The organism is Kitasatospora sp. NPDC048239 (assembly GCF_043202015.1).
In the GTDB taxonomy this organism is placed as follows: Bacteria; Actinomycetota; Actinomycetes; order Streptomycetales; family Streptomycetaceae; genus Kitasatospora.
Genome location: NZ_JBICZP010000002.1, coordinates 604,410 through 631,327 on the forward strand (window position 1 = coordinate 604,410; position 26,918 = coordinate 631,327).

General features: G+C 72.7%; 21 protein-coding genes. 10 read left to right on the forward strand and 11 right to left on the reverse strand.

The genetic code is table 11. From position 1 onward, the window contains the following. Positions 1-23 precede the first annotated feature (23 nt). Together ACGFZP_RS06815 and mce are read right to left on the reverse strand one after the other, a co-directional pair. A complete protein-coding gene (locus tag ACGFZP_RS06815; RefSeq protein ID WP_392929311.1) occupies positions 24-4,673 on the reverse strand; it encodes a hypothetical protein in 4,650 nt (1,549 codons plus the stop codon). A 510-nt stretch (positions 4,674-5,183) separates the two neighbouring features. Then, the gene (gene mce, locus ACGFZP_RS06820; protein WP_392929674.1) at positions 5,184-5,618 is read right to left on the reverse strand and encodes a methylmalonyl-CoA epimerase; all 435 of its coding nucleotides are present in this window, start codon (positions 5,616-5,618) and stop codon (positions 5,184-5,186) included. Between the two features lie 244 nt (positions 5,619-5,862). Between mce and ACGFZP_RS06825 the strand changes: the two genes are divergently transcribed. Beyond that, complete coding sequence (locus ACGFZP_RS06825) at positions 5,863-7,056, forward strand: acetyl-CoA C-acetyltransferase (protein ID WP_392929312.1); 1,194 nt, start codon at positions 5,863-5,865, stop codon at positions 7,054-7,056. A 70-nt stretch (positions 7,057-7,126) separates the two neighbouring features. Next, positions 7,127-8,083 (forward strand): methylmalonyl Co-A mutase-associated GTPase MeaB, encoded by a 957-nt coding sequence (gene meaB, locus ACGFZP_RS06830; RefSeq protein ID WP_392929314.1) that lies wholly within the window; start codon positions 7,127-7,129, stop codon positions 8,081-8,083. 72 nt (positions 8,084-8,155) lie between these two features. On the opposite strand, the gene ACGFZP_RS06835 is transcribed toward meaB, so the two are convergent. The 5 genes from ACGFZP_RS06835 to ACGFZP_RS06855 all read right to left on the reverse strand — a co-directional run bounded on the left by ACGFZP_RS06835 (position 8,156) and on the right by ACGFZP_RS06855 (position 11,920). After that, a complete protein-coding gene (locus tag ACGFZP_RS06835; RefSeq protein WP_392929316.1) occupies positions 8,156-8,671 on the reverse strand; it encodes a MarR family winged helix-turn-helix transcriptional regulator in 516 nt (171 codons plus the stop codon). Between the two features lie 37 nt (positions 8,672-8,708). Continuing rightward, positions 8,709-9,521, reverse strand: a complete 813-nt coding sequence (locus ACGFZP_RS06840) for an AIM24 family protein (protein ID WP_392929676.1) — start codon at positions 9,519-9,521, stop codon at positions 8,709-8,711. Between the two features lie 239 nt (positions 9,522-9,760). Further along, positions 9,761-10,411 (reverse strand): AIM24 family protein, encoded by a 651-nt coding sequence (locus ACGFZP_RS06845; RefSeq protein ID WP_392929317.1) that lies wholly within the window; start codon positions 10,409-10,411, stop codon positions 9,761-9,763. Continuing rightward, complete coding sequence (locus ACGFZP_RS06850; RefSeq protein WP_392929318.1) at positions 10,411-11,049, reverse strand: AIM24 family protein; 639 nt, start codon at positions 11,047-11,049, stop codon at positions 10,411-10,413. Before ACGFZP_RS06850 ends, ACGFZP_RS06845 begins: the two co-directional genes overlap by 1 nt. An 82-nt stretch (positions 11,050-11,131) precedes the next feature. Beyond that, positions 11,132-11,920: a DUF2127 domain-containing protein gene (locus tag ACGFZP_RS06855; protein WP_392929320.1), complete on the reverse strand. Its 789-nt coding sequence runs from the start codon at positions 11,918-11,920 to the stop codon at positions 11,132-11,134. A gap of 183 nt (positions 11,921-12,103) precedes the next feature. Between ACGFZP_RS06855 and ACGFZP_RS06860 the strand changes: the two genes are divergently transcribed. Beyond that, positions 12,104-12,481, forward strand: coding sequence for a DUF3817 domain-containing protein (locus ACGFZP_RS06860; protein ID WP_392929321.1), 378 nt, complete (start codon positions 12,104-12,106; stop codon positions 12,479-12,481). Positions 12,482-12,562: 81 nt separating this feature from the next. Here ACGFZP_RS06860 and ACGFZP_RS06865 read toward each other — a convergent pair whose 3' ends face one another. Both ACGFZP_RS06865 and ACGFZP_RS06870 read right to left on the reverse strand, forming a co-directional pair. Next, positions 12,563-14,173 carry a M4 family metallopeptidase gene (locus ACGFZP_RS06865; RefSeq protein ID WP_392929323.1) on the reverse strand — a complete coding sequence of 537 codons (1,611 nt, stop codon included), beginning with the start codon at positions 14,171-14,173 and terminating at the stop codon, positions 12,563-12,565. Positions 14,174-14,592: 419 nt separating this feature from the next. Beyond that, a complete protein-coding gene (locus ACGFZP_RS06870; RefSeq protein ID WP_392929325.1) occupies positions 14,593-16,230 on the reverse strand; it encodes a M4 family metallopeptidase in 1,638 nt (545 codons plus the stop codon). A 496-nt stretch (positions 16,231-16,726) separates the two neighbouring features. Here ACGFZP_RS06870 and ACGFZP_RS06875 point away from each other — a divergent pair, with 496 nt between their 5' ends. The 3 genes from ACGFZP_RS06875 (at position 16,727) to ACGFZP_RS06885 (ending at position 19,592) form a co-directional block, all read left to right on the forward strand. Continuing rightward, complete coding sequence (locus ACGFZP_RS06875) at positions 16,727-17,254, forward strand: MarR family winged helix-turn-helix transcriptional regulator (RefSeq protein WP_392929327.1); 528 nt, start codon at positions 16,727-16,729, stop codon at positions 17,252-17,254. A gap of 112 nt (positions 17,255-17,366) precedes the next feature. After that, positions 17,367-17,705: a DUF3817 domain-containing protein gene (locus tag ACGFZP_RS06880; protein WP_392929329.1), complete on the forward strand. Its 339-nt coding sequence runs from the start codon at positions 17,367-17,369 to the stop codon at positions 17,703-17,705. Between the two features lie 186 nt (positions 17,706-17,891). Beyond that, a complete protein-coding gene (locus ACGFZP_RS06885) occupies positions 17,892-19,592 on the forward strand; it encodes a methylmalonyl-CoA mutase (protein ID WP_392929332.1) in 1,701 nt (566 codons plus the stop codon). Between the two features lie 63 nt (positions 19,593-19,655). On the opposite strand, the gene ACGFZP_RS06890 is transcribed toward ACGFZP_RS06885, so the two are convergent. Further along, on the reverse strand, positions 19,656-20,318 hold the full coding sequence (locus ACGFZP_RS06890; protein ID WP_392929334.1) for a TetR/AcrR family transcriptional regulator: 663 nt from the start codon (positions 20,316-20,318) through the stop codon (positions 19,656-19,658). Positions 20,319-20,683: 365 nt separating this feature from the next. Between ACGFZP_RS06890 and ACGFZP_RS06895 the strand changes: the two genes are divergently transcribed. The 4 genes from ACGFZP_RS06895 (at position 20,684) to ACGFZP_RS06910 (ending at position 25,328) form a co-directional block, all read left to right on the forward strand. Beyond that, the gene (locus ACGFZP_RS06895) at positions 20,684-21,679 is read left to right on the forward strand and encodes a tetratricopeptide repeat protein (protein WP_392929336.1); all 996 of its coding nucleotides are present in this window, start codon (positions 20,684-20,686) and stop codon (positions 21,677-21,679) included. A 702-nt stretch (positions 21,680-22,381) separates the two neighbouring features. Then, positions 22,382-23,047, forward strand: coding sequence for a DUF6230 family protein (locus tag ACGFZP_RS06900; RefSeq protein WP_392929338.1), 666 nt, complete (start codon positions 22,382-22,384; stop codon positions 23,045-23,047). 134 nt (positions 23,048-23,181) lie between these two features. Then, positions 23,182-23,802 (forward strand): DUF6114 domain-containing protein, encoded by a 621-nt coding sequence (locus ACGFZP_RS06905; RefSeq protein WP_392929340.1) that lies wholly within the window; start codon positions 23,182-23,184, stop codon positions 23,800-23,802. After that, positions 23,799-25,328 (forward strand): hypothetical protein, encoded by a 1,530-nt coding sequence (locus ACGFZP_RS06910; protein WP_392929342.1) that lies wholly within the window; start codon positions 23,799-23,801, stop codon positions 25,326-25,328. The genes ACGFZP_RS06905 and ACGFZP_RS06910 overlap by 4 nt, the downstream gene beginning before the upstream one ends. Positions 25,329-25,429: 101 nt before the next feature. Here ACGFZP_RS06910 and pyk read toward each other — a convergent pair whose 3' ends face one another. Beyond that, on the reverse strand, positions 25,430-26,857 hold the full coding sequence (pyk, locus tag ACGFZP_RS06915) for a pyruvate kinase (RefSeq protein ID WP_387945256.1): 1,428 nt from the start codon (positions 26,855-26,857) through the stop codon (positions 25,430-25,432). Positions 26,858-26,918 lie beyond the last annotated feature (61 nt).

A 26,918-nucleotide genomic window follows, 5' to 3' on the forward strand; every position in this document is an offset into this window, starting at 1 on the left:
GATGCATCGCGGAGAATGTCCGCTCAATCGGGTGGTGCGCCACCGGAGCGATTGCCACCCGACCGGGGTGAGCCAACTCCGGCACCGGCCTTGGCACCCCCGTCCTTCTTGGTGTTGCTTCCCCCGTTGGCCGGTGCGGCCGGTGACGGCGCCTCGAAGGCCTCCAGGGCGGACAGCACGTCCTGCACCCTGGAGATCTCGGTGTTGATGTCCTTGCGGCGGCGCACCAGTTCGTCCAGTTCGCGGCGGCCCTCGTCGGTGACCCGCTTGGCCTCGGTGCGGGCCTCGGCGAGCAGCCGCTCGGCCTCCGACTTCGCCAGCTCGATCTGCTCGTCGGCGGCCTCGTCGGCGCCCCGCAGCCGCTTCTCCGCCTCGGCCGAGGCGGATTCGAGCCGCTCCTCGGCGTCGTCCTGGGCGGACTTCAGCTTGGCCTCGGCCTTGATGATCAGGGCCTCGGCGCGGTCGGTGGAGTCGGCGAGCTTGGTCTCCGCCTCCTTGAGCAGGCCCTCCGCCTTGCGGACGGCGGAGATCCGGACCTTGCTGGCCTCGGCGGACGCCTCCGAGGTCAGTTCGTTGGCACGGTCCTCGGCGGCCGCGACCAGCGCCGCCGCGCGCTCCTCGGCCTCGGCGACGGCGGCCACCGCCTGCTCCTCGGCCTCGGTCAGCTGCTCCTGGGCGGCCGTCACCAGCGCGTCCACCCGCTCGCCGGCCGACTTCATGGCCTGCGCGTTCTCCTTGCGGGCCCGCTCGTGCAGCGCCTCCACCTCGGCGTCGGTGCGCTCGCGCAGCTCCTCGGCGCGCTCGCGGATCGCGGTGGCGTCCCGGCGGGCCTCGGAGAGCAGCGCGTCGGCGTCGGCCCGGCCCTTCTCGACCTCGGCCTGGCCGGCGGCCTCGCCGGCCGCGACCAGCCGGTCGGCCTCCTTGCGGGCGGCCGCGACCATCGCGTCCGCCTGCTCCTCGGCGGCGGCGGTGGTGGCCAGCGCGGTGGTCTGGGCGTCCTCGCCGAGCGCCTCGGCGTCCGCGAAGGCCTTCTCCAGAACGGAGTTGGCCTTCTCGCGGGTGGCCCGGTCGAACTGCTCGGCGGCCTCGCGGGTGTCGGCGTCGAAGGCGTCGGCGCGGGCGTGGGTCGCGGTGTCGTAGTCGTCCGCGAGGGTCCGGGTGGCCAGCGCGTACTCCTCGGCCTCGGCCCGCAGCGAGGCGGCGAAGTCCTCGGCCTCGGCGATCGCGGCGGCGGCCCGCTCGTCGGCGGCGGCCACCGTCCGGGCGGCCAGTGCCTCGGCCTCGGCGCGCAGCCGTTCGGCGGACTCCTGGGCGGCCCGGAGCTCGTCCTCGGCGCCGGCCCGCAGCCGCTCGTCGTAGGCCTGCGCCTCGGCGCGCCGGCGGCCCAGTTCGGCCTCGGCGGCCTCGCGCTCGGCGGTGAGCTCCAGGTCGGTCTGCTCGCGCAGCGCGGCGACCTCGGCGGCGGTCCTGGCCCGCAGGTCGGCGGTCTCCCGGTCGGCCAGGGCGCGCTGCTCGGCGGTCTCCCGGTCGGCGGTGTCGCGCTGCTCGGTGGTCTCGCGGTCGGCCAGGGCGCGCAGTTCGGCGCTCTCGCGCTCGGCGGTGTCGCGAAGCTCGGCGGCGTCCTGCTCGGCCTGCTCGCGGAGCTCGGCGGCCTCGCGTTCGGCGGTGGCCTTGAGAGCGGCGATCTGCTGGGAGGCGGCCTCGTGCATCCCGGCCACCGACTGGCGGACCTCGGCGGCGTCGTCCTCGGCGGTGGAGACCAGCGCGGCCCCGGCGGCGCGGGCGGCGTCGGTCAGCTCGTCGGCGTCGGTGCGGGCCTGTTCCAGCACCGCGTCCGCCTCGGTGCGGGCCTGCTCCAGCACCGTGTCGGCCTCGGCGCGCACGGAGTCGGCGGTGGCCCGGGCCTCGGACAGCTCCCGGCCGGCCTCGGCGCGGACGGTCGCGGCCTGCTCGTTGGCGAAGGCCAGCTCGGCCTCGGCCTTCTCGCGCAGCGCCCGGGCGGCCTGCCGGGACTCGGTCTGCCGCTCCTCGGCGGCGGTCCGGGCGGCCTCCAGCGCCTGCTCGGCCTCGGCGTGCAGCCGGGTCGTCTCGGCGGTGGTGCGCTCGGTGAGTTCGGCGGCGGTCTGCTCGGCCTCGGTGCGGACGCGGTCGGCGTGGGCGTCGGCGGCCTCGCGCAGGGCGGTCGTCTCGGCGGCCGTGCGCTCGGTGAGCTCCGCCGCGGCGGCCTCGACGGACTCCCAGCGGGCGGCGGTCTCGGCGGTGGTGCGCTCGGTGAGTTCGGCGGCGGTCTGCTCGGCCTCGGTGCGGACGCGGTCGGCGTGGGCGTCGGCGGCCTCGCGCAGGGCGGTCGTCTCGGCGGCCGTGCGCTCGGTGAGCTCCGCCGCGGCCTGCTCGGCCTGCTCACGGGCGGTCCGAGCGGCGGCCAGCTGTTCGGCGCTCTCCTCGCGCTCGCGAAGCAGCCCGGCGGCGGCCTCCTCGTGCTCGCGCCGGCTCTCCTCGCGCAGCGCGTTCGCGGCGGCCTCGGCCTCACCGCGCACCCGGGCCAGCTCGGCGTCGGTCTCGGTCCGCAGCCGCTCGGCGGCGGCCACCGCGGCGTCGCGGACGGCCGCGGCCTGCGCCTGTGCGTCGGAGCGCACCGCCTCGGCGGCGGCGCCGGCCTCGGCGCGCACCCGCTGGTCGAAGTCGGCGGCCTCGCGGCGCAGCTCGGCGGTCTCCCGCTCGGCGGCGGCCCGGTTCTCGGCGGCCGCGGCCTTGGCGGCGGCGAGGGCGTCCTGGCCCTGCTGCTCGGCGGTGGCGGTGATCTTCCCGGCCTCGGCGCGGGCCCGGGTGAGGGTCTGCTCGGCCCGCCCCTGGGTCTCGGCGGCCTGCTCCTTGGTCTGGGCGCGCAGCCGCTCGATCTCGCCGGCGGCGCCCGCCCGCAGCTCGTCCGCGTCGGCCTTGGCCCTGGTGAGCAGCTCCTCGGCGCTCTTCGCCGACTCCTCGATCTGCACGACGGCCTGGCGGCGGGCCTCGCCGCGCACCCGGTCGGCCTCGGCGGCGGCCTGGGCGCGCAGCTCCTCCGCCTCGGCGCGCAGCCGGGCGGCCTCGTCCTGCATCTGCTGCATCCGCTCGCGGATGCCGGCCGCGTCGTCCAGGGCGGCGTTCTGGGCCTGCTCGACGGCGGCCTGGGCCTGCTCGCGCAGGCGCTCGGCCTCGGCGGCGGCCTCGGAGCGGATCCGCTCCGCCTCGGCGGCGGCCTCGCCGCGGGTGGTCTCGGCGTCCTGGTCGGCCCGGGCGAGCACCTCCTCGGCGGTCTTGGCGGCCTTGGCGAGGTGGACGGTGGCGTCCTTGGCGCCGGCTGCCCGGCCCTCCTCGTGGGCCTCCCCGCGCAGCTGCTCGGCGGCGGACTCGGCCTGGGCGCGCAGCTCGGCGACGTCCCGTTCGGCCTGGGCCCGCAGCTCGGCGATGGCCGCCTCGGCCTCCGCGCGCAGCTGGCCGGCCACCGACTCGGCGGTGGCGCGCAGCCGCTCGCTCTCCTCGGCGGCGGCGGCCCTGGCCGCCTCGGCCTCGGCCTGCTTGGTGGCGGCCTCGGCCTTGAGGGCCTCGGCCTCCTTGGTGGCGTGGGCGACCATCCGGGCGACCTCGGCCCGGGCGGTCTGCGAGCGCTGCTCGCTGGCGGCCTCGCCGTCGGCGACCTTGCGCTCGGCGGCGGCCTCGGCGTCGGCCTGCAGCTGCTCGGCGGCGACCTCGGCCTGGGCGCGCAGCTCGGTGGCCTCCCGGCGGGTGCGCTCGGCCTCGGCGATCGCCTCGCCGCGCAGCCGCTCTATCTCGGCCTGGGCGTGGCCGAGGGCCTCCTCGGCGCGGGCCTGCTCGGCGGCGGCCTGCTCCTTGAGCCGGCCGATCTCAGCATGGGCGGCGGTGAGCTGCTGCTCGGCGGCGGCGTGCGCGCCGGCCAGCTGCTGTCGGGCCTCGCCGCGGGCGGCGTTGACGTCGGCGGCGGCCTGCGCGCTGGCCTGCTGGGCCTGCTCGGAGGCGGCCCGCAGCAGGCGCTCGGCGTCGCTCTGGGCGCGCTGGAGGGCGGCCTCGGCGGCGGCCTGGGCCTCGCCGCGGGCGGCGTCGACATCGGCCGCGGTCTGGGCACGGGCGTGGTCGGAGAGGGCGGAGGCCTCCGCGCGGGCGGCGGCCATCAACCGGTCGGCCTCGGCGCGGGCCTCCTGGAGCAGGCGCTGGGCCTCCTGCTCGGTACCGGCCCTGGTCTGCTCGGCCCAGTTGACGTTCTCGTTGACGTGCTGCTCGGCGCTGCGGCGGAGCTCGACGAGCTCCTCCTCCAGCTGGCGGCGGCGCGCGGTGAGCTCGGCCTCCAGGCGGGCGGTGCGCTCGGCGGCCTCGGCCATCAGCCGCTGGGTGGCCGCCTGGGAGTCGCGAAGCTGTCGCTCGGCGTCGGCGCGCAGCTGCTGGGCCTGCATCTCGGCGGTGCGGAGCATCTGCTCGGCCTGGCCGGAAACGGCGTCGAAGGCGCGCGGCTGGGCGAGCATGCGACGGGATTCGTGCAGCTTGGCCCGGAGCACCTCCACCTGATAGGCGAGGTCCTCGGCATGCTCGACTGACTTGTCCCGCTCCTTCCGAGTCCGATCCATCTCGGCCTCGAACTGGGAGAGGTGATCGTCAACCTCGTAGCGGTCGTAGCCCCGCACTCCGCGGTCCCATCCATCTCCTGGTCGCGTCCTCGACCCGGCCGTTCCCGGGCTCCCGTGGTCCGGGGCCCGCGTCCGACTGGTCCTTGCATCCGCGGCCGGTGGACACCCCCAACAAGTCTGGGGAGGCCCGCCACGGTCGTCGGAGTCCTGGGTACGGGAGCGCGGTGGTTCCGCGTTCCCCCGTCCGGGTGGACTCCTGGGCGAACTCTTGCCTTGTGGAGAATGGTGACAGATCCGAACTGCGACTGTTCAGCCGTGCCCGCGTAATGGACTCCCCTGCGACGGGCCGACCACCGGAGGGCGGACAGGCCTGTCATCGGCCGTGCCCGTCGTCTCCGTCCCCCGGAGTCTTCGCGCACCTGGGCATTGTAGTGGGAGCGCCCGGCGGGGGAATGGCCGCGTAGGTGTTTTCCGGGCGCGGGGCGACATTACTGACGGGTCATGACGAGCCGGACGCCTCGGCGGGTGCCGTCCGGGGACGGCACCCGCGCCCCGGGGGGAGGGCGGTCAGTGCTCGCCGGGCTCGGCGGAGGTGACCAGCTCGGTCAGGACGCCGCCGCAGTCCTTGGGGTGCAGGAAGGTGATCCGCGAGCCCATCGAGCCGATCCGCGGCTGCTCGTAGAGGACCCGGACGCCCTTGCCGCGGATGGCCTCGGAGTCGCCGTCCACGTCGGCGGTCCCGAAGGCGATGTGGTGGACGCCCTCGCCGTTCTTGTCCAGCCACTTTGCGACGGTGGAGTCCGGCCGGGTGGGCTCCAGCAGCTGGAGGTAGGAGGCGCCGCCGTCGCCGGTGTCGTTGATCTTGAGCATGGCCTCGCGCACCCCCTGCTCCTCGTTGACCTCGCTGTGGAACACCTCGAAGCCGTAGGTGGCGCGGTAGAACTCGACCGTCTTGTCGAGGTCGAAGCAGGCGATGCCGATGTGGTCGATACGGGTCAGCACGGTGACCTCCGGGTGCGAGCGGGCAGCGGACGGCAACAGTGCAGCGCATGCGGCCGGAGCGCGCCAGTCTCCCTGGTGCGAGCCTGCTCACACGGCCGGGGTTCACCCGGATCGTCCTGACACGGTGTTGACTGGACAGTGCCAGTGCGCTCGATCACACCGTCGCTCCGGTGACGGGCGGGTAACAGGTCAGTACATTGAGCGGCATCCTCACCTGGCCACGACGTGCGAAGGGGCCCGTCCCATGACCAACACCACCTCTGTGATCGTTGCCGGTGCAAGGACCCCGATGGGGCGCCTGCTCGGTTCACTCAAGGGCTTCACCGGTGCCGAGCTCGGCGGCTTCGCGATCAAGGCGGCCCTGGAGCGGGCCGGTGTCACGGGTGACCAGGTCCAGTACGTGATCATGGGCCAGGTGCTGCAGGCCGGCGCCGGCCAGATCCCGGCCCGCCAGGCGGCCGTCAAGGCCGGCATCCCGCTGAACGTCCCGGCGCTCACCATCAACAAGGTGTGCCTCTCCGGCCTCGACGCGATCGCGCTGGCCGACCAGCTGATCCGGGCCGGCGAGTTCGACATCGTGGTGGCCGGCGGCCAGGAGTCCATGACCAACGCCCCGCACCTGCTGCCGAAGTCCCGCGAGGGCTACAAGTACGGCGCGATCGAGCTGCTGGACGCCATGGCGTACGACGGCCTCACCGACGCCTACGAGAACATCCCGATGGGCGAGTCCACCGAGAAGCACAACGCCCGGCTGGGCATCCCGCGCGAGGCCCAGGACGAGATCGCCGCCGCCTCGCACCAGCGGGCCGCCAAGGCGCAGCAGAACGGCGTGTTCGAGGCCGAGATCGTCCCGGTGGAGATCCCGCAGCGCCGGGGCGAGCCGGTCGTCTTCAGCCAGGACGAGGGCATCCGCGCGGACACCACCGTCGAGGGCCTGGCCAAGCTGCGCCCGGCCTTCACCAAGGACGGCACGATCACCGCCGGCACCTCCTCGCAGATCTCCGACGGCGCCGCCGCCGTGGTCGTGATGAGCAGGGCCAAGGCCGAGGAGCTGGGCCTGACCTGGATCGCCGAGATCGGCGCGCACGGCAACGTGGCCGGCCCGGACAACTCCCTGCAGTCGCAGCCGTCCAACGCGATCAAGCACGCGCTGGCCAAGGAGGGCCTGGAGGTCGCCGACCTCGACCTGATCGAGATCAACGAGGCGTTCGCGGCCGTCGCCCACCAGTCGATGAAGGACCTCGGCGTCAACGCCGACATCGTCAACGTCAACGGCGGCGCGATCGCGCTCGGCCACCCGATCGGCATGTCGGGCGCCCGCGTGGTGCTGCACCTGGCGCTGGAGCTCCAGCGCCGCGGCGGCGGCGTCGGGGCGGCCGCGCTGTGCGGTGGCGGCGGCCAGGGCGATGCGCTGATCGTCCGCGTTCCGCAGGCCTGATCATCTGACATACCTTCGGGCTGCGGACCGCCACCGGCGGTCCGCAGCCCTTCGGCGCTAGGAGCTGCTGATGATCGATGTCGCGACGCTGGTCGAGCAGGCTCGCGAGGGCCGCCCGCGGGCCGTGGCCCGGTTGATCTCCCTGGTCGAGAACGCCGCCCCGCAGCTGCGCGAGGCGATGGCGGCGCTCGCCCCGTACACCGGACAGGCCTACACGGTCGGGCTGACCGGCTCGCCCGGCGTGGGCAAGTCCACCTCGACCTCGGCGCTGGTCTCCGCCTACCGCCGGCTCGGCAAGCGGGTCGGGGTGCTGGCCGTCGACCCGTCCTCGCCGTTCTCCGGCGGCGCGCTGCTCGGCGACCGGGTCCGGATGCAGGAGCACGCCACCGACCGCGAGGTGTTCATCCGCTCGATGGCCACCCGCGGCCACCTCGGCGGGCTCTCCTGGACGGCCCCGCAGGCGCTGCGGGTGCTGGACGGGGCCGGCTGCGAGGTGATCCTGGTCGAGACGGTCGGCGTGGGCCAGTCCGAGGTGGAGGTCGCCGCGCAGGCGGACACCACCGTGGTGCTGCTCGCCCCCGGGATGGGCGACGGCATCCAGGCCGCCAAGGCCGGGATCCTGGAGATCGGCGACGTCTTCGTGGTCAACAAGGCCGACCGGGACGGCGCCGACGCCACCGCCCGCGAGCTGAACCACATGCTCGGCCTCGGCGAGGCCCGCGAGCCGGGGGCGTGGCGGCCGCCGATCGTGAAGACCGTCGCGGCCCGCGGCGAGGGCGTGGACGAGGTGGTCGAGGCGCTGGAGAAGCACCGCGCCTGGCTGGAGGAGAGCGGCGAGCTGGCGGTGCGCCGCCGGCGCCGGGCCGCCGACGAGATCGAGGCGATCGCGCTGGCCACCCTGCGCGCCCGGATCGGCGACCTGCACGGCGACCGCCACCTGGCGAGCCTGGCCGAGCGGGTGGTGGCCGGCGGGCTGGACCCGTACGGCGCCGCGGACGAGCTGGTCTCCGGGCTCACCCGGGGCTGACCGGACGCGATGAGGGCCGCTCCCCGCACGGGGAGCGGCCCTCATCGCGTCCGGACGGTCTCAGGACCGGCTTCAGGACCGGCCGCGCAGGCCGCGCAGGTGCTCGGCGATCGGCGCCAGCGCCTCGTACATCGCGTCCAGCTGCTCTGCGCTGAAGCGGTCGATGAAGTGCGCCCGGACGCTGCGGACGTGGTCCGGGGCGACCTTCTGCATGGTCGCCCAGCCCTGCTCGGTGAGGTGGGCGTAGAGGCCGCGGCGGTCGCCCGGGCACTCCTGGCGCAGCACCAGCCCGGCCGTCTCCATCCGGGTGATCTGGTGCGAGAGCCGGCTCTTGGACTGGAGCGTCGCGGTGGCCAGGTCGGTCATCCGCATCCGGCGCTCGGGCGCCTCGGAGAGCACGACCAGGATCTCGTAGTCGTTGATCGCGAGGTTGTGCGGCTGGAGTTCGCGGCCGAGCTGGTAGTCCAGCAGTTTGGCGACCTCCAGATGGGCGCGCCACAGCCGCTGCTCCCTGGCGGTGAGCCAGGGGGTCTCCTCCTCGGGACGCGAGGAGGAGACGTCGTCGGCGTCGAGCGTGTGCGTGTCCATGCGCACAGCATACTATTTAGTTAAATCTTGTACAAGTTTACAGACCGAAACGCCGTCCGAGGTCGCCCAGGTTACCGAGACCGGGGACGTTCACGTTCGGCAGCTGGCCGCCGTGGCCGGCCGCGTGCTGCGAGGGCACGCCGCCCATCGGCACGCCCGCCTCGGCGTGCACCTGGCCGACCGCGCGCTCGGCCATCAGCACCTCGCTGGACTGCAGCAGCACCTGGCCGGCGCCGATGAACTCGAACTGGTGCTCCTCGCCGGAGGCCCCGCCGAGACCGGTCAGCCGGCGGATCCCGCCGATCACGCCGTGCATGTAGTCGTGGTCGTAGTGGTGGCACGGCGCGGGGCAGTCCGCCCAGCCGACCAGCGCCTGCGGGTCCACCCGGATCGGGGGCTCGACGAAGTGCACCGGGCCGTTGGAGGCGGCCACGAACTTGCCGGAGCCGATCAGGGTGAGGAAGCCCGGGATGATCGACTGCTTGAGCCGCAGCGTCGGCTCGTAGGCGAGGAGGTTTCCCGACCGGACGGTCAGGTTCCCCTCCTCCAGGTCGTAGGAGTTGAGGTCGAAGGCCCGGTCGGCCAGCAGCAGCTTGCCGCGGCCCTCGGCGACCACCCAGTCCGCCGCGTGCATCGGCGAGTTGAAGTGCTGTCCGAGCATCCGGTCGATCGCCCCGGCGCCGACGCCCTTGAAGGAGATGTCGCCGTAGTAGGCGATCATCTTGCCCTTCTGCAGGAAGTACGACCCGTTCAGGTCGACCGAGAAGGCGTACGGGTTGACGTTGTCGTTGACGGGCAGGCTGTGCGCGTCGTGCACCACCGGGCCGGAGCCGTCCTGCGCCTTGGGCAGCGGGGCCTGGGCGCCGCCGAACTGCTCCTGGGCGTAGTTCTGCGGGGGCGCCGGCGGGTAGCCCTGCGGCGGCGGGGGCGGGTAGCCGCCCTGCTGCGGGTACGGCTGCTGCCCGGGCTGCTGCCCGTAGCCGGGCGGCGGGGCGGCCGGGAACCCGGGCTGGGTCGGCTGGTTGTACGGCGACTGCTGTCCGTACGGGTCGCTCGGCTGCCCGTACGGGGGCTGCGGCGGGTAGGACATCAGAGCTTCTCCTCGCTCGCCTGCACGAACACCGTGCCGTTCCCGGACAGCTCCAGCTGGAAGCCCTCGCCGGAACCGCGGCCGATCATGTCGCGCCACCCCAGCGCGGTGGACAGCTTGTTCTGGACCTGGCCGCGGTGTGCGACGTAGGCCTGGGGGTCGACGTGCACCGGCTGGTGCGGGGTGATCGGCAGCTCGAAGACGCCGCCGTGCGCCATCACCGCGACCGAGCCGTGGCCGTCCAGCTTGGTGGTGAACAGGCCCTGGCCGGTGACCTGGCCGCGGACCATGCCCATCACGCCGCCCTGCGAGCCCATGAACATGGTGGACTGCTGCAGCGAGCCCTCGAAGGCCAGCAGCCGGTCGGCCTCGACGCACAGGGTGTCGCCCGCCAGCTCGATCACGTGGACGTGGTGGCCGCCGTGGCCGAACATCACGGTGCCCTGGCCCTCGACGGTCATCAGCGGGGTGTCCTCGTTGGCCACCCGGCGTCCGATCATCGACATGACCCCGCCCTGCCCGCCCATCACGTTCGGGGTGAAGCGGACCTCGCCGGTGTACGCGAGCATCGCGCCGCGCTGGCTGAAGAGCCGCTGCCCGGGGACGACCCGGGCCTCGATCATCTTGTTGTTGATCCTGGTGAACGGCATCAGACGTCGCCCCCGACGGTGAGCTTCTCGGACGGCTGCACGTAGACCAGGCCCTCGCCGGCGAACTCCACCTGGACGGCCTCGCCGCCGCCCTCGCCGATGAAGGTGGACCAGCCCGCGCCCGACTTCAGGCTGCGGTTCAGGTTGCCGGTGTGCGCCACGTACGCCCCCGGGTCGACCCGCAGCGGCATCCCCTGGGAGACCCGCAGGATGATCGCGGGACCCTTGGAGGTGACGGCCGCCCAGCCGTGGCCCTCGACCTTGGTGGTGAACAGGCCGTTGCCGGAGGAGATGCCGTTGAGCCCGGTGAACGTGGTGCCGGTCTTCAGCGTGCCCTCGGTGCAGAGCAGGTTGTCCGACTCGACGTACAGCGTCTCGCCGTTCAACCGGACCAGGTTGATCTCGGTGGCCCGGTCGGCGAAGTAGCAGGTGCCCTGCCCCTTCACCTCCATGACCGTCATCTGCTCACCGGTCAGTCGGCGGGTCACCATGCCGCGCAGACCGTCGCCGCCGCCGGTGAGCTTCTTGAAGTTCATCTGGCCGGTGTACGCGACCATTGAGCCGTTTCTGGCTTTCACGCCATCGCCCGTCATGTCGACGGCGAGCGTCTTGGACCCCTGGAGTCGAAACTGTGCCACCGCCGCAATGTAGCGGGATTCGGCGGGCGCGGGGGAGGGGGTGTCGGCGTTCTGGTACCGGTCTGCGACAAAACGGCTCGGATCAGACCGGGGTGCGGGCCCCCGGCGGCACCGCCCCGGCGGCGAGCTCGACCTCCAGCAGCGAGGCCGAGTGGCGCTCCGCCTCGAAGGCCACCACGCCGCCGCGCAGGCCGAAGAGCCGCTTGGAGAGCAGGATCCAGAGCACCGCGACGATGTTCAGCGCCAGCGTGCCGATCTTGACCGCGCTGATGTGCTCGGTCAGCTCGTACACCTCCAGCGGCAGGAAGGCCGCGGTGGCCACCACGGTCAGGTACTCGGCCCAGCGCCGGCCGCGCCAGAGCCCGACCGCCTCGACGATCTCGATCAGCGCGTACACCAGGAGCGCCGCGGCGACGATCATCAGGGTGCTGTGCTTGTAGTCGAAGGTCCTGCGGATGGTGTCGACGATCGGGGAGTGCTCCAGATCCCAGTGGAAGTGCTCGGTCACCGGCTTGAAGACCGTCAGGTTCTCGTCGAAGACCCGGCGCACCGCGTCCTGGCTGTTGGAGAACTTCCAGACGCCCCAGGCCACCACGACGATCAGCAGCCCGCGCAGCAGCCGCTCGACCGCCAGGAAGCGCAGGATGAAGAGGTCCCGCAGGGCCTTGCCGCGGGGCACCAGCGGAGCGTCCTGCGCCGGTCCGGAGCCGTGCGGGGCGCCGAGCGCGAAGTCCCCGCAGCGCAGGCAGCGCCAGGCGTCGCCGAGCGCGGTGGCGGCGTGCAGGCGGCGGCCCAGGTCGGGCTCGGTCGGCGCGTAGGTGATGTGGCCGCGCCTGGCGCAGGTCCTTCGGTCCCAGTCCGGCTTGAACATCGGTCGTACCCCCGTGGTGCGATGCGGACGGCGCCCGGACCGCCCGGGCCGCGCGGCAGCAGGATAGGGGCGCGGGCCGACGGGCCGCGGCGGTCGGCGGCGATCTGCTGCAGGGCTGTGACATCGGGCACGCCGGGGGCCCCGGCCGATGGTCCGGACATGTGCTCGGTGATAATGGCGGGGATGCTTGTGAGCCGGTTCACAAGCGATCTCCGACCCCGCATCGAGGTACCCATCGTGAACAGCAGTGCCGTCCACCGCCTGCGCCTGGTCTCGGGCCCCGAGGGCCTCTCCTTCCTCCTGCTGCTGGTGTGCTCGGTCCTCAAGCGCACCACCAGCTTCAACGCCGTACCGGCGATGGGCATGATCCACGGGGTCCTGTTCGTCCTGTACGTGGTGTTCTGGATCATGGCCTGGCAGACGCAGAAGTGGGACGCCAAGCGCGGCATCCTGCTGTTCGTCCTCTCGGTGCTGCCCACCGGCGGCTTCTTCGCCGAGCGGACCCTGGCCAGGGAGGAGCGCGGCGAGCTCGCGCCGGCGCCCAAGCCCGCCGCGGCCTGACCCGCCCGGCGGCAGGCCGACAGGCTGCCGCGGCCTCCTCTCCCGTGGGCCGCGACAGCCTGTCGGTGTTTCCGGGGAGCGCTACACGTTCACCGCGCTCCAGGCCGCGGCCACCGTGTTGTACTCGGTGCCGTTCAGGCCGTACAGGTCCGCCGCCGCCTTCAGGGTCGCGGTGCGGGCGGCCTTGTAGTTGGTGGTGGAGGTGAAGTACACGGTCAGCGCGCGGTACCAGATCGCCGCGGCCTTGTTCCGGCCGATGCCGACGATGGTCGAGCCGTTGGAGGTCGGGCTGTTGTAGCTGACGCCGTTGATGGTCTTGGCGCCGCTGCCCTCGGCCAGCAGGTAGAAGAAGTGGTTGGCCACGCCCGAGGAGTAGTGCACGTCCACGTTGCCGACCCCGGAGTACCAGGAGTCCTTGGACGCGCCGTCCTTGGAGGGCTTGTCCATGTAGCGCAGCGGGGTGCCGTTGCCGTTGAGGTTGAGCTTCTCGCCGATCCAGTAGTCCGGCACGTCGCCCGGCAGGTTGGCGTACCACTCGACCATGGTGCCGAAGATGTCCGAGGTGGCCTCGTTGAGGCCGCCGGACTCGCCCGAGTAGACCAGCCCGGCGGTGGCCGCCGTGACGCCGTGGGTCATCTCGTGGCCGGCCACGTCGATCGCGGTCAGCGGGTGGGTGTTGCCCGCGCCGTCGCCGTAGGTCATGCAGAAGCAGGCGTCGCTCCAGAACGCGTTGACGTAGTTGGTGCCGTAGTGGACCCGGCTGGTCGCCCCGACACCGTTGTTCTTGATGCCGTTGCGGCCGAAGGTGTTCTTGTAGAAGTCCCAGGTCGCGCCGGCGCCGTACTGGGCGTCCACGGCGGCGGACTGGGCGTTGGAGGCGAGACCGTTGCCCCAGACGTTGTCCGCGTCGGTGAACACCGCGTTCCCGGCGGCGGCGTTGCCGGTCGACTGGTTGCCCCGGGAGGCGTCCTTGAGCTGGTAGGTCGACCCGCTCTGGGTGGTGGTCAGGGTGACCGAGCCGACGTGGACGCCCTTGCCGCTGCCGGTCGCGGTCTGGACCTCCTCGTGGGTGGAGAGCACTGCGCCGGTGGCCGCGTCGGTGACCATCCGCTGGCTGCTCGGCGTGCCGTCGGCCCGCTGGCCCTGGACCACCGTCTGGTACGCCAGTCGCGGGTTGCCGTCGGCGGCCCAGACCACCAGGGTGGCCGCGCCGGCGCCGTCGACCCGGCTGATCGCCGACTCGTCCTTGTCGGCCGCGATGCCGATGGTGGCCCGGACCGCGCCGGTCGCCTGGGCGGCGGCCTGGTCGGCGGAGAGCTTCGGGGTCAGGCCGGGCAGCGCCAGCCGCCCGTCGAAGGCGCGGTCCACCGAGGCGATCGCGCCGCCGGCCCGCTGGTGCACGATCAGGTCGCCGCCGAGGACCGGCAGGCCGCCGAAGGTCCGCTCGTAGCGCAGGTGGCGGTCGCCGTTGGCGTCCACCACCGCGTCCTTGACGACCAGTCGCTCCTGGCCGCCGAGCCCGAGCGCCGCGGCCACCGGGGCGGCCTGGCCGTCCGCCAGGGCGATCAGCGCGTCGCGCTGCTGCGCCACCGAGGGGGCGGAGGCCTGGGCGGGGGCGGCGGCGACCTGGATGGCGCCGGCCAGCAGGGCGGCGGCGGAGAGTACGGCTCCGGCTGTCAGCTTTCGCTTCACGTACGGGGTTCCTTCCACGAAACCGCGTGTGCGCGGTCACGCCGCATACCGGGGCGCCGGGGTTGGCGCCGTGGGGCGGTACGGGCGTTGACGTGCTGCTCCCGTGCGGTCCTCGGCGAGCCGTCGGGGGTGGGGGTGACGGCCGCCGAACGGGGCTTTGGACAGAAGCATGACAATTCGTGGGGGCTGAGGACAGGGCGCCCGCGCCTATTGGCCAGGTCTCGCCAGTGCGCTGGGACTGCTGGTTCGGCTGCGGCCGCTGACCGTTATCGGGGGGTTTGCGGTGATGGCGGGATCCCGCCACCGCGGGGCCCCTTGCCGCCCCCCGGAGGCGCTGCTACGAGCCGGCGGGGGCGGACGCGCGGACGCCCGGGCCCCCTCCGCCGAGGGTCCCGGGCGTCCGTACCGCTGCCGTGGCGTCAGTTGACGTTGACGCCGCTCCACGCGGCCGCAACCGCCTGGTACTCGGTGCTGGTGGAGCCGTACAGGTCCGCCGCCGCCTTCAGGGTGCCGGTGCGGGCGGCCTTGTAGTTGGTGGTGGAGGTGAAGTACACGGTCAGCGCGCGGTACCAGATCGCCGCGGCCTTGTCCCGGCCGATCCCGGTGACGGTGGAGCCGTTGGAGGTCGGGCTGTTGTAGCTGACGCCGTTGATGGTCTTGGCGCCGCTGCCCTCGGCCAGCAGGTAGAAGAAGTGGTTGCCGACGCCGGAGGAGTAGTGGACGTCCAGGCCGCCGACCGAGGAGGACCAGGAGTCGGCCGAGCCGCCGTCCTTGGAGGGCTTGTCCATGTAGCGCAGCGGGGTGCCGTCGCCGTTGAGGTCGATCTCCTCGCCGATCAGGTAGTCCGGCGTGTCGGTGGCGAGGTTGGCGTAGAACTCGACCATGGTGCCGAAGATGTCCGAGGTGGCCTCGTTGAGGCCGCCGGACTCGCCCGAGTAGTTCAGGTTGGCGGTGGCCGAGGTGACGCCGTGGGTCATCTCGTGGCCGGCCACGTCGATCTCGGTCAGCGGGTGGGAGTTGCTCGCGCCGTCACCGTACGACATGCAGAAGCAGGCGTCGCTCCAGAAGGCGTTGACGTAGTTCTTGCCGTAGTGGACGCGGCTGGTGGCGCCGACGCCGTTGTTCTTGATGCCGTTGCGGCCGAAGGTGTTCTTGTAGAAGTCCCAGGTGGCGGCCGCGCCGTACTGGGCGTCCACGGCGGCGGACTGGGTGTTGGAGGCGAGGCCGTTGCCCCAGGCGTTGTCCGCGTCGGTGTACAGGGTGCCCGAGCCGGAGGTCCGGTTCTTGAAGTCGACGGTGGACTGGCCGCCGCGGGAGGCGTCCTTCAGGGAGTAGCCGCCGCTGGCGGTGGAGGTGGTCAGCGGGACGGTGCCGACGAAGACGCCCTTGCCGGAGCCGGTCGCGGTCTGCACCTGCTCGTGGGTGGAGAGCACCTCGCCGCTGGCGGCGTCGGTGACCAGCTGCTGGCTGCTCGGGGTGCCGTCGGCCCGGACGCCCTCGACGACCGTCTGGTACGCCAGCCGCGGGTTGCCGTCGGCGGCCCAGACGACCAGCTTGGCGGCGCCGGTCTGGTGGACCTTCTGCAGCGGCGACTCGTCCTTGTCGGCGGCTATGCCGACGGTGGCCTGCACCGCGCCGGCGGCCTGGGCGGCGGCCTTGTCGGCGGAGAGCTTCGGGCTCAGGCTCGGCAGGGCGATCTGCTCGGTGACGGCCTTGTCGACCGACTCCACCGCGCCGTCGGCGGCCTGGTGCACGACCAGGTCGCCGCCGAGGACGGGCAGGCCGGCGTAGGTGCGCTCGAAGCGCAGGTGCCGGGTGCCGTCGGCGTCGATCACGGCGTCCTTGGCGACCAGCTGCTCCTGGCCGCCCAGGGCGAGGGCCTGGGCCAGCGGGCCGGCCTGACCGTTCGCCAGCGCGACGACGGCGGCGCGCTGCTGGGCGGCCTGGGCGTCGGCGGCGGGGGTGGGGGCGGCCTGGGCGGCGGTGCTCACCTGGACGACGCCGGTGAGGAGGGCGGTGGCGGAGAGTACGGCGACGGCTGCGAGCTTGCGCTTCACGTACAGGTCCTTCCGGAAAACCGCGGGTGCGCGGTTGCGCCGCATCCCGTGGTGCCGGGGTTGGCACCTTGAGGGGCGGGAACGGGCGCTGGCGTGCTGCTCCGTGCGGTCGATTGGCAGGTCACCGTGAGTGGGGTGGTGACCGCCGGTACGGGGCTGGGCGAAAGCATGACAATCCAACGTGTGAAATGACAGGTCTGGTTCACCTATTGGCCAGGTCTCGCCAGACCGGTGGATTGTGAACAGGCCGACAAATGCCCTCAAAACACCTGCTCTTGCAGCGGGTTACCGCCCGAACCGAGGCCTGATCATGGGCCGGGCGCCCGGTTCGGGGACCAACGGCCGCCGGTCGGGGGTCGGTTGGCGGGGGTTCACACCCGCGTAACGAGCTGGTACGTACCTGGCGATCCGGCTGGCGTGATCCCGCCACGTGTCGCGCTTGTCCACCATCAGGACGACTGGTAGCACGCGACCCATGCGCCGGTACGGTAAGGAGGTGGCCAAGCCCCTCGCACTCGACTTCGACCCGATCGATCGCGCCGACGAGCTGTGGACCCGCCGTTGGGGCGCGGTCCCCTCCATGGCGGCGATCACCTCGATCATGCGCGCGCACCAGATCCTGCTCGCCAGGGTGGACGCGGTGCTCAAGCCGTACGGGCTGACCTTCGCCCGCTACGAGGCGCTGGTGCTGCTCACCTTCAGCCGGACCGGCGAGCTGTCGCTCTCCAAGGTCGGCGAGCGTCTGATGGTCCACCCGACCAGCGTCACCAACACCGTCGACCGCCTGGAGCGGGCCGGCCTGGTCGCCCGCCACCCCAACCCGCTGGACGGCCGGGGCGTGCTCGCGGCCATCACCGACCGGGGCCGCGAGGTGGTCGAGGGGGCCACCCGGGACCTGATGGCGATGGAGTTCGGGCTGGAGGAGTACGGCCCCGAGCAGTGCCGCCAGGTGTTCGACCTGCTGAGGCCGCTGCGCGTGGCGGCGGGGGACTTCACCGAGCCGGAGGCCGGCGAGGCGCCGTAGCCGCCGCCCCGGGGGCCTGCGCGGCGGCGGCCGTGAAGGCGGCTACCCTCGTTCGGAGCGGTGCGCAGATCCGGACGTACCTGCCGATCCTGCCAAGCGAGGCGATGTGAGTATGAAGGCGACCCCCCTGCTGGGCTGGTACCGGGCCCTGGCGATCGCGACCGGTGTCGCGCTGCTGGTGTTCTGCGGCTTCATGGTCGCGAAGTACGGCTTCGACACGGCCGAGGACGTCACCACCTACGTGGCGATGCTGCACGGCTACCTCTACATCGGGTACTTCGTGGTGACCTTCCTGCTCGGCCAGAAGCTCAAGTGGCCGCTGGGCCGGCTGGTCTTCACCCTCGCCGCCGGCTGCATCCCGTTCGCGTCCTTCGTCGCCGAGCGGCGCGTGGTGCGCGAGGCCGCCGAGCAGCTGCCCGCCGCCGGCGCCCGTCAGTCGGCCGGCGTCTGACCCGCACGGCCGCAGAGGCGCTCCTCCCGACGGGAGGGGCGCCTTTCGTGTCGTTCCACCGCTGTTCACCCGCTTCCGGCCTGTCGCCATCGACAATTACTAGGACGTCCGAGTAAATTAGTAGGACGTCCTAACAACTGTGTCGCCCCGGTGCCGTGGCGGCCGTACGGAGCGGAGTTCGGAGCCATGGACGCCGAGGAGATCGAGCGCGGCCGGCAGCGCTGGCAGCAGCGGTACGACAGCGCCCGCAAGCGGGACGCGGACTTCACCACCCTCTCCGGCGACACGGTCGAGCCGGTCTACGGACCGGCCCCCGGGCAGGCCGTCGAGGGCTTCGAGCGGATCGGCTGGCCGGGCGAGTACCCGTACACCCGCGGTCTGCACGCCACCGGCTACCGGGGGCGGACCTGGACCATCCGCCAGTTCGCCGGCTTCGGCAACGCCGAGCAGACCAACGAGCGCTACCGGATGATCCTGGACTCGGGCGGCGGCGGCCTCTCGGTCGCCTTCGACATGCCGACCCTGATGGGCTACGACTCGGACGACGGCAAGTCGCTCGGCGAGGTCGGCCACTGCGGTGTGGCCATCGACTCGGCCGCCGACATGGAGGTGCTGTTCAAGGGCATCCCGCTCGGCGAGGTCACCACCTCGATGACGATCAGCGGCCCGGCCGTGCCGATCTTCTGCATGTACCTGGTCGCCGCCGAGCGCCAGGGCGTCGACCCGGCGGTGCTGAACGGCACCCTCCAGACGGACATCTTCAAGGAGTACATCGCCCAGAAGGAGTGGCTCTTCGCCCCCGAGCCGCACCTGCGCCTGATCGGCGACCTGATGGCCTACTGCGCCGAGGGCATCCCCGCGTACAAGCCGCTCTCCGTCTCCGGCTACCACATCCGCGAGGCCGGGGCGACGGCCGCGCAGGAGCTGGCGTACACCCTGGCGGACGGCTTCGCCTACGTCGAGCTGGGCCTCTCCCGGGGCCTGGACGTGGACGTCTTCGCGCCCGGCCTGTCCTTCTTCTTCGACGCGCACCTGGACTTCTTCGAGGAGATCGCGAAGTTCCGGGCCGCCCGCCGGATCTGGGCCCGCTGGATGCGCGAGCGCTTCGGCGCCAAGACCGACAAGGCGCAGTGGCTGCGCTTCCACACCCAGACCGCCGGCGTCTCGCTGACGGCGCAGCAGCCGTACAACAACGTGGTGCGCACCGCGGTGGAGGCGCTGTCGGCCGTCCTCGGCGGCACCAACTCGCTGCACACCAACGCCCTGGACGAGACCCTGGCGCTGCCCTCGGAGCAGGCCGCCGAGATCGCCCTGCGCACCCAGCAGGTGCTGATGGAGGAGACCGGCGTGGCCAATGTGGCCGACCCGCTGGGCGGCTCCTGGTACGTCGAGGCGCTCACCGACCGGATCGAGGAGCAGGCCGAGGCGATCTTCCAGCAGATCCTGGACAAGAGCCGTCTGGACAAGGGCCGCGAGGACCACGCGATCGGGCCGATCACCTCCGGCATCCTGCGCGGGATCGAGGAGGGCTGGTTCACCGGGGAGATCGCCGAGGCGGCCTTCCAGTACCAGCAGGGCGTGGAGAAGGGCGAGAAGCGGGTCGTCGGCGTCAACTGCCACCCGCGCAGCGTCACCCCCGAGTTGGAGATCCTGCGCGTCAGCCACGAGGTCGAGCGCGAGCAGGTGCGGGTGCTGGGCGAGCGCAGGGCGGCCCGGGACGAGGCGGCGGTGCGGGCCGGGCTGGACGCGATGCTGGCGGCGGCGCGCTCGGGCGAGTCGATGATCCCCCCGATGCTGGACGCCGTGCGGGCCGAGGCCACGCTCGGCGAGATCTGCAACCTGCTGCGCGAGGAGTGGGGGATCTACCGGGAGACCGCAATGTTCTAGGTCCGCTCCGGGCTTCTCCGGACCGCCCCGCACGAGGACCGTGCGGGGCGGTTCGGCGTGCGCTCAGCCCGCCGAGAGGCTGGGGAAGGGCCCGAGCAGCAGGTTGGTGAAGCGCCGCGTCCAGTCGGCGGTGATCGGCTCGCCGCTGACCAGCACCCGGTGCTCGACCGTCCCGGCGATGGTGTCGAAGATGATGTCGATCTCCTCGTCGGCGGTCGCCTCGTCGGCGTCCGGGGCGAGTTCGCCGCGGGTCTGGGCGGCGGCCCGGCCCTGGCGGACCAGGTGCTTCTGCGGGTCGACGATCGCCTCCCGGATCCGCCGGCGCAGCTGCGGGTCGCGGGTGCCCTCGGCGAACAGCGCGAGCAGCGCGGCCTGGGTCTCCGGGCGGGCCAGCAGGTCGGCGAACTGGGCCACCACGGCCTCGATGTCGGCGCGCAGGCTGCCGAGGTCCGGCATCACCAGCTCGTCGAAGAGGCTGGCGACGGCGTCGACCACCAGCTCGTTCTTGGAGGGCCAGCGGCGGTACAGGGTGGTCTTGGCGACCTTGGCGCGGGTGGCGACGTGGCCCATGGTCAGGCCGCCCCAGCCGAGCTCGGCCAGGGTCTCCCGGGTGGCGTCCAGGATCGCGCGGTCGGCGGCGGCGCTGCGCGGGCGCCCCTTGGCGCGGGTCGCGGTGCTCTCCGCGTCCCGGCTCGGCGCGGTCGTGGGGGGTTGGGCGGCCGACACCGGGGCCTCCTTGCGTTCTACCGGTAAGTAACTTGGGTGGGGCTGGTAACCGTAGCGACTGTTCGGCGTCCCGGTCAGCCTGGCCGGGCGGGAAAGTGGGGCAGCTCACGTCCCGGGATGGCCTCGGGGGGTTGCGGCGGGGGGCCCGGGTCCAGTTACGCTACGACCTGTAGCGAAAGCAGTGACAACCAGGCGTCGCAACCCGTGGGACGGGGGCGGCGCAGGCGCGGGTGGGGATCCGTGCCGAACGGTTCGGGCTATCGGGGGAGGGGCTCCCGCCCGGGAACCAGGCGCGCGCGGCCCCGCGGAGCGACTTTCCCGGTGGTTGGTGCCCGCCGACAGCGCAGACGGGGGAGGATAGTGCCATGCAGCCACGGAATTCGCGTCCCAACAGCTCCGCCCTGCGCGGTGCGGTCGACCTCGCCGCAGTGAAGGCAGCCGGCGAGGCTGCCCAGAAGGCCGAGCAGGCCAAGGCCGAGCGGGCCCGCCAGGCGGCCGCCGCCGAAGCGGCCGGAGTGGCCCCGGTCGAGGCGGCCTACCCGCTCGTCATCGACGTCACCGAGGACACCTTCGAGGCCGAGGTCGTCCAGCGCTCCACCGAAGTGCCGGTGGTCATCGACTTCTGGGCCGAGTGGTGCGGGCCCTGCAAGCAGCTCAGCCCGATCCTGGAGCACCTGGCCGAGGAGTACGCCGGCCGGATCGTGCTCGCCAAGATCGACGTCGAGGCCAACCCGCTGATCTCGCAGCAGTTCGGCATCCAGGGCATCCCGGCCGTGATGGCCGTGGTGGCCGGCCAGCTGGTGCCGCTGTTCCAGGGCGCCGAGAGCGAGGCCAACGTCCGCAAGGTGCTGGACCAGCTGATCCTGGTCGCCGAGCAGCGCTTCGGCATCGTCGGCGGCGCCGGGGCGCCCGCCGGGGAGGCGGGCGAGGCCGGTCCGTACGTGCCCGAGGACCCGGCCCTGGCGGCGGCGCACGAGGCGCTGGACCGCGGGGACCTGGGCGGTGCCGTCCAGGCCTACCGGAACGTGCTGGCCGATCAGCCGGGCAACACCGAGGCCAAGCTGGGCCTGGCCCAGGCGCAGCTGCTGAGCCGGGTGGAGGCGCTGGACCCGCAGGCCGTGCGCGCCGCGGCCGCGGCCGACCCGAAGAACGTCGCCGCCCAGCTGGAGGCGGCCGATCTGGACCTGGTCGGCGGTCACGTCGAGGACGCCTTCGGCCGGCTGGTGGACACCGTCGGGCGGACCTTCGGCGAGGACCGGGACGCCGCGCGGGTACGGCTGTTGGAGCTTTTCGAGGTGATCGGCCCCGAGGATCCGCGGGTGACGGCGGCGCGTGGCGCACTGGCCCGCGTGCTGTTCTGAGGCCGCCTGCCGGAGTCCGTTCCGGCACGGTTGATGACCTGCGGTGTCGCTGACGATTTGGCGACAATCCGGTCATCGGAGCAGAGGTTTACCAAATCTTGACAACACCCGTGGGTGGTCACTTTATGTGACCACCCACGGGTGTTTCGCTGGCGTTTCCGGGGGATTTCGCCGTCACGATTTCTTCAAGACATCACTCAGGGTGTGTGAGTGGCCGATTCCATGATCGTCGGCATCTGTTGTTGGATTACCCGTCAGTAATGAACCCCTTGTGCTTCGCCCGGGATTCAAGCACGATCGGCGACGCCCGGTCCCGAGACTCCAGCCCCGCCGACAGCCCGTCGGCGAAGCGGAGCGAGGGATCCCCACCGGGTGAGCCGCCGGCCCTGGCCGTCGGCAGGGAGGGCAGGGGGGTATCCGCGGTCCCACGGCGGTTCCTGTCCTTCAACCGGCCGCGCGGCCCGCGCGGTCGCTGGTTGTCGCTCGGGGGTGATCGCCGATGTCGTCGGTCCTGCCCGCCGCCCCGCAAGGGTGGCCGGTGCCGGGACGGGAGTGCAGCCGAATACCGGCCGCTCCCGCGTCCGACGACGCCCAAGGCGCTCTCCGCTACCGAGGACGTAGCTCTCTCCCATCCCAGGCCCCCACCGGTGCGGGACGCACCGCCGGGGAGCCGGAGATGTACGTCCTAGAAGGAGGACTCGTATGTCCCAGACCCACGGCAAGACCCGTTGGAAGCGCTTCGCCCTGGTGATGGTGCCCAGCCTCGCGGCCACCGCCGCGGTGGGCGTCAGCCTGGCGAACAACGCGCTCGCCGCGTCGTTCAGCGTCTCCGGCCAGCAGTTCAAGGTCACCGCCGAGGAACTGCACGGCACCAAGTTCGTTCAGTTCGGCTCGATCGACGCCGAGGCCGGCGGCGTGCCGCACCCGATCGCCGTCTCGGCGTTCGACACGGCCCGGATCAAGAACCTCTGCCAGTCCGTGGTGACGGACCCCAACATCATCCCGGGCCTGCCCTGGAAGCTGCCGAAGATCACCCTCCGCCTGGAGGCCGGCAACACCGATGACAAGGACAAGCAGGTCAGCGCCAAGAACCTGCTGATCGACCTGGACTCGCTGAACGCGGACGCCGAGTTCGGCAACATCAACATCGGCCAGGACGCCTCGACGGTCAAGAGCGACGCGACCGCCAACTGGAAGTCGCCGCTCGGCTCCGGCAAGCCCTCCGGCGGCGTCGGCTTCGCCCAGGCGGCCGACACGGCCGACCTGTACCACGTGCAGCAGACCGCCTGGGCCACCTCGGCCGGCACCTTCAAGCTGAACGGCCTGAAGCTCCAGCTGCACACCGACGGCGGCCACGAGTGCTACTAGGCCGTTGACCGGTGACGGGCCGTCCGGCCCGTCACCGACCACGGCACCCGGGGGGCCGGGGGCGGTGCGCGCGCCGTCCCTGGTCCTCCTCGTCCCGTTTTTCCCCCTCGTTCACGACATCGAGGAGCTGCATCGTGTCCAGCGCCCTTGCCGGGCTGCGGCCCGCCGAGCACGAGAACCCCGCGCAGTGGGTGCGTCGGGTGTTCCGTAACTTCCGTCGGTCCCGTCCCTTCTACGGGGGCCTGCTGGCCATGATGGCCGGCGTCCCGGTCATGTACTTCCCGTACGCCAAGCTCTCGTTGAGCGGCATGACGGTGACCATGGCGACCACGGCCGGCGCCGGATCGCTGATCATCGGCGTCCTGCTGATCGTGCTCGGCCTCACCGCCTGGTTCCAGCCGGCCGTCCGGGTCTTCTCCGGCGTCGCCACCACCCTGCTCACCCTGGTCTCGATCCCGGTCTCCAACCTGGCCGGCTTCGGGATGGCGCTGCTGCCGGGCCTGATCGGCGGCGGCCTGATGGTCGCCTGGGCGCCGCTGCCCGAGCCGAAGGCCGCCGAGACGGGCACCGCGCAGTCGGTGGCCACCGAGCCCGCGACCGTCGCCACTGCCGCCGCCGCCGTCGCGACCGAGCCCGCCACCGCGCCGCTGCCGGTCGTCCCCGGCCAGGGCGAGCCCGCCCACCCCGCCACGGACCCGGCCGCCGGGGGCACCGTCCCGCAGCAGCAGTCCGGGGACCAGAAGGAGGCACGGTGACCGGCTCGGACGAGCGGCAGGACCGCCCGGCCCTGCCCGAGCAGCGCACCGCCCGGCACGCGGCGCCCAGGACGCCCGTCCGGGTCCGGCTGAGAGGCCGCGCGCTGGCGATGGCCGCGGTGCCCACGGCGCTGCTGATGGCCGCCGCCTACACGCCCGGCTCGGCCATCGCCGAGACCTCGGCCGGCAAGCCGTGCGCCACCGCGCCGGAGTCCGTCCCGGACGTCTCGCCGGTGGAGGAGACGCCCGTTCCCAAGAGCGAGCTGACCCCGCCGGCCGACGGTCCCACCGCCGTCCCGACGACCGCTCCGACGACCGGTCCGACGGCCGTTCCCACCCAGGCCCCGACGGCGGCGCCCACCCAGGCGCCCACCGCCGCCCCGACCCAGGCGCCGACGCAGGCCCCGACCGCCGCGCCGACCCAGGCGCCGACGCAGGCCCCGACCGCCGCGCCCACGCCCGCCCGGACCGCGGCCACCGCTCCCGCCACCACCGGCGCGGTCAGCGCCGTGTACCAGGGCGGCGGCACCGGGGCCGTCCAGAGCGGGCTGATCGACGACCTGCTCGGCGGCGTCGGCAAGCTGCTCAACCCGAACGCCTCGCCCAGCCCGTCGGCGAGCGCCGGCGCCTCGCCGTCGGCCGGTGCGAGCACCCCGGACGCCCGCGCGGCGGCCCCGGTGCAGCCCGCGGCGGGCGGCGCGTCCGCGCAGGCCCCGGCCCCGTCGGGCGGAGGCGGGACGACCGCCCAGCAGCCGCCCGCGGCCCAGTCCGGTCCGCAGCCCGGCGCGTCGGCCCAGCCCGGCACCCAGGCCCCGGCCGGCACCCAGCCCCAGCCCGGGGCACAGGCCTCGGGCGCCGCCAAGGCGAGCCCCAAGGCGAGCCCGAAGACGGCGCCGTCGGCGGGCGCCTCGGCCAAGCCCTCCGCGAAGGCCGCCGCCACGCCCTCGGGCACGCCGTCCGGCTCGCCCTCGGCCAACCCGAACTGCGCCGTGGACGCCCGCGGCCTGACGGCGGGCGCGGCGGTCGGCGAGCACGTCGTGCCGGAGCAGAACTGGACGCTGCTGACCAGCCGCCTCGCGCTGTACGGCGCGGCCTTCCACGGCGTGTACGACGTGAAGACGCCCACCGGCACCAAGCGGGTGCTGAAGTTCGTGGTCTCCACGGTCGACATCGACAACCTCGACATGTCGACCCTGGAGGGGAACGGCAAGACCTTCCACGTCAAGGGGGCCCCGGGCTCGACCTCGACGATGCGCAAGGGCCCGGTCACGATGTACGTCGAGCGGCTCTCCGGCCACCTCTCGAAGGTGCTCGGCCTGCCGATCCCGATCGACCTGGGCGAGATCACCCTCACCCCGGACACCCTGCCGCGCTGGCTGTACGACCTGATCGGCTCCATCCCGATCCCGCTGGACCTGGAGCTGAAGGGCGTCACCGCGATCCAGGCCGGCCAGTTCGGCGGCACCCTGAAGATCCCCGGCATGCGGCTCTACAACGACGACCTGCCCTACCCCGGCAACAAGTAGCGACGGCAGCAAGTAGCGACAACGCCCGTGGGGCGGCCCCTCCACTGCGGAGGGGCCGCCCCACGGGCGTTCGTACCGGGCTCTTGCCGGGCCTACCGGCCCTACTCGCTCCGGGTGCCCAGGTGGTGCACCTGGACCATGTTGGTGTTGCCGGGGACACCGGGCGGGGAGCCGGCCGTGACGATGACGGTGTCGCCCTCGTTCAGCTCTCCGATCCGCAGCAGCTCGCCGTCGACCTGGGCGACCATCTCGTCGGTGGAACCGACCTGCTCGGTCACGTACGCCTCGACGCCCCAGCTCAGCGAGAGCTGGTTGCGGGTCGCGGAGTCCGGGGTGAACGCCACCACGGGGATCGGCGAGCGGTAGCGGGACAGACGGCGGGCGGTGTCACCGGACTTGGTGAACGCGACCAGAGCCTTGCCGTTGAGGAAGTCGCCCAGCTCGCAGGCGGCGCGGGCGATCGAGCCGCCCTGGGTGCGCGGCTTGCGGCCCGGGTTCAGCGGCTGGAGGCCCTGCGAGAGCAGCTCCTCCTCGGCCTTCTCGGCGATCCGGCTCATGGTGCGGACCGTCTCGACCGGGTACTTGCCGACGCTGGACTCGGCGGACAGCATGACCGCGTCGGTGCCGTCCAGGATGGCGTTGGCGACGTCGGACACCTCGGCGCGGGTCGGCCGCGAGGCGTGGATCATCGACTCCATCATCTGGGTGGCGACGATGACCGGCTTGGCGTTCCGGCGGGCCAGCGTGATCAGGCGCTTCTGCACCAGCGGCACCCGCTCCAGCGGGTACTCCACGGCGAGGTCGCCACGGGCCACCATGATGGCGTCGAAGGCGAGGACGATCTCCTCCATGGCCTCGACGGCCTGGGGCTTCTCGATCTTGGCGATGACCGGCACCCGGATGCCGACCTGGTCCATGACCTCGTGGACGTCCTTGATGTCGGCCGCGTTGCGGACGAAGGAGAGGGCGACCATGTCGACGCCCAGCTCCAGGGCGAAGCGCAGGTCGTCCTTGTCCTTCTCGGACAGCGCGGGCACGTTCACGGCCGCGCCGGGCAGGTTGATGCCCTTGTTGTTCGAGAGCACGCCGCCCTCGATGACCACGGTCCTCACCCGCGGGCCGTCGACGCTGACGACCTCCAGGGCGATGACGCCGTCGTTGATCAGGATCGGGTCGCCGGCCTTGACATCGCCGGGCAGGCCCTTGTAGGTGGTTCCGCAGATGTGCTGGTCACCGGGGACGTCCTCGGTGGTGATGGTGAACTCGTCGCCGTTGTCGACGGTCACCGGGCCGTTGGCGAAGGTCGCCAGACGGATCTTGGGACCCTGGAGGTCGGCCAGGACGCCGATGGCCTTGCCGGTGTCCTCCGAGACCTGGCGGACCTTGCGGTACCGCTCCTCGTGGTCCGCGTGGGTGCCGTGGCTCATGTTCAGTCGGGCGACGTTCATGCCCGCCTCGACGATGGCCTTCAGCTGTTCGTAGGAGTCCGTGGCAGGACCCAGGGTGCAGACAATTTTCGCTCGGCGCATATGGATCAGTCTATCCGTTCGTGTTATAGGTGCATTCGGCACGAATCGTGAGGAATCGCCA

What these genes read in the sequence shown, in the direction of transcription:
- ACGFZP_RS06825 (WP_392929312.1), top strand. Translation starts at nt 5,863, where the DNA reads ATGACCAACACCACCTCTGTGATCGTTGCCGGTGCAAGGACCCCGATG.
- meaB (WP_392929314.1), top strand. Translation starts at nt 7,127, where the DNA reads ATGATCGATGTCGCGACGCTGGTCGAGCAGGCTCGCGAGGGCCGCCCG.
- ACGFZP_RS06835 (WP_392929316.1), bottom strand. Translation starts at nt 8,671, where the DNA reads ATGGACACGCACACGCTCGACGCCGACGACGTCTCCTCCTCGCGTCCC.
- ACGFZP_RS06845 (WP_392929317.1), bottom strand. Translation starts at nt 10,411, where the DNA reads ATGCCGTTCACCAGGATCAACAACAAGATGATCGAGGCCCGGGTCGTC.
- ACGFZP_RS06855 (WP_392929320.1), bottom strand. Translation starts at nt 11,920, where the DNA reads ATGTTCAAGCCGGACTGGGACCGAAGGACCTGCGCCAGGCGCGGCCAC.
- ACGFZP_RS06860 (WP_392929321.1), top strand. Translation starts at nt 12,104, where the DNA reads ATGCTTGTGAGCCGGTTCACAAGCGATCTCCGACCCCGCATCGAGGTA.
- ACGFZP_RS06880 (WP_392929329.1), top strand. Translation starts at nt 17,367, where the DNA reads ATGAAGGCGACCCCCCTGCTGGGCTGGTACCGGGCCCTGGCGATCGCG.
- ACGFZP_RS06885 (WP_392929332.1), top strand. Translation starts at nt 17,892, where the DNA reads ATGGACGCCGAGGAGATCGAGCGCGGCCGGCAGCGCTGGCAGCAGCGG.
- ACGFZP_RS06895 (WP_392929336.1), top strand. Translation starts at nt 20,684, where the DNA reads ATGCAGCCACGGAATTCGCGTCCCAACAGCTCCGCCCTGCGCGGTGCG.
- ACGFZP_RS06900 (WP_392929338.1), top strand. Translation starts at nt 22,382, where the DNA reads ATGTCCCAGACCCACGGCAAGACCCGTTGGAAGCGCTTCGCCCTGGTG.
- pyk (WP_387945256.1), bottom strand. Translation starts at nt 26,857, where the DNA reads ATGCGCCGAGCGAAAATTGTCTGCACCCTGGGTCCTGCCACGGACTCC.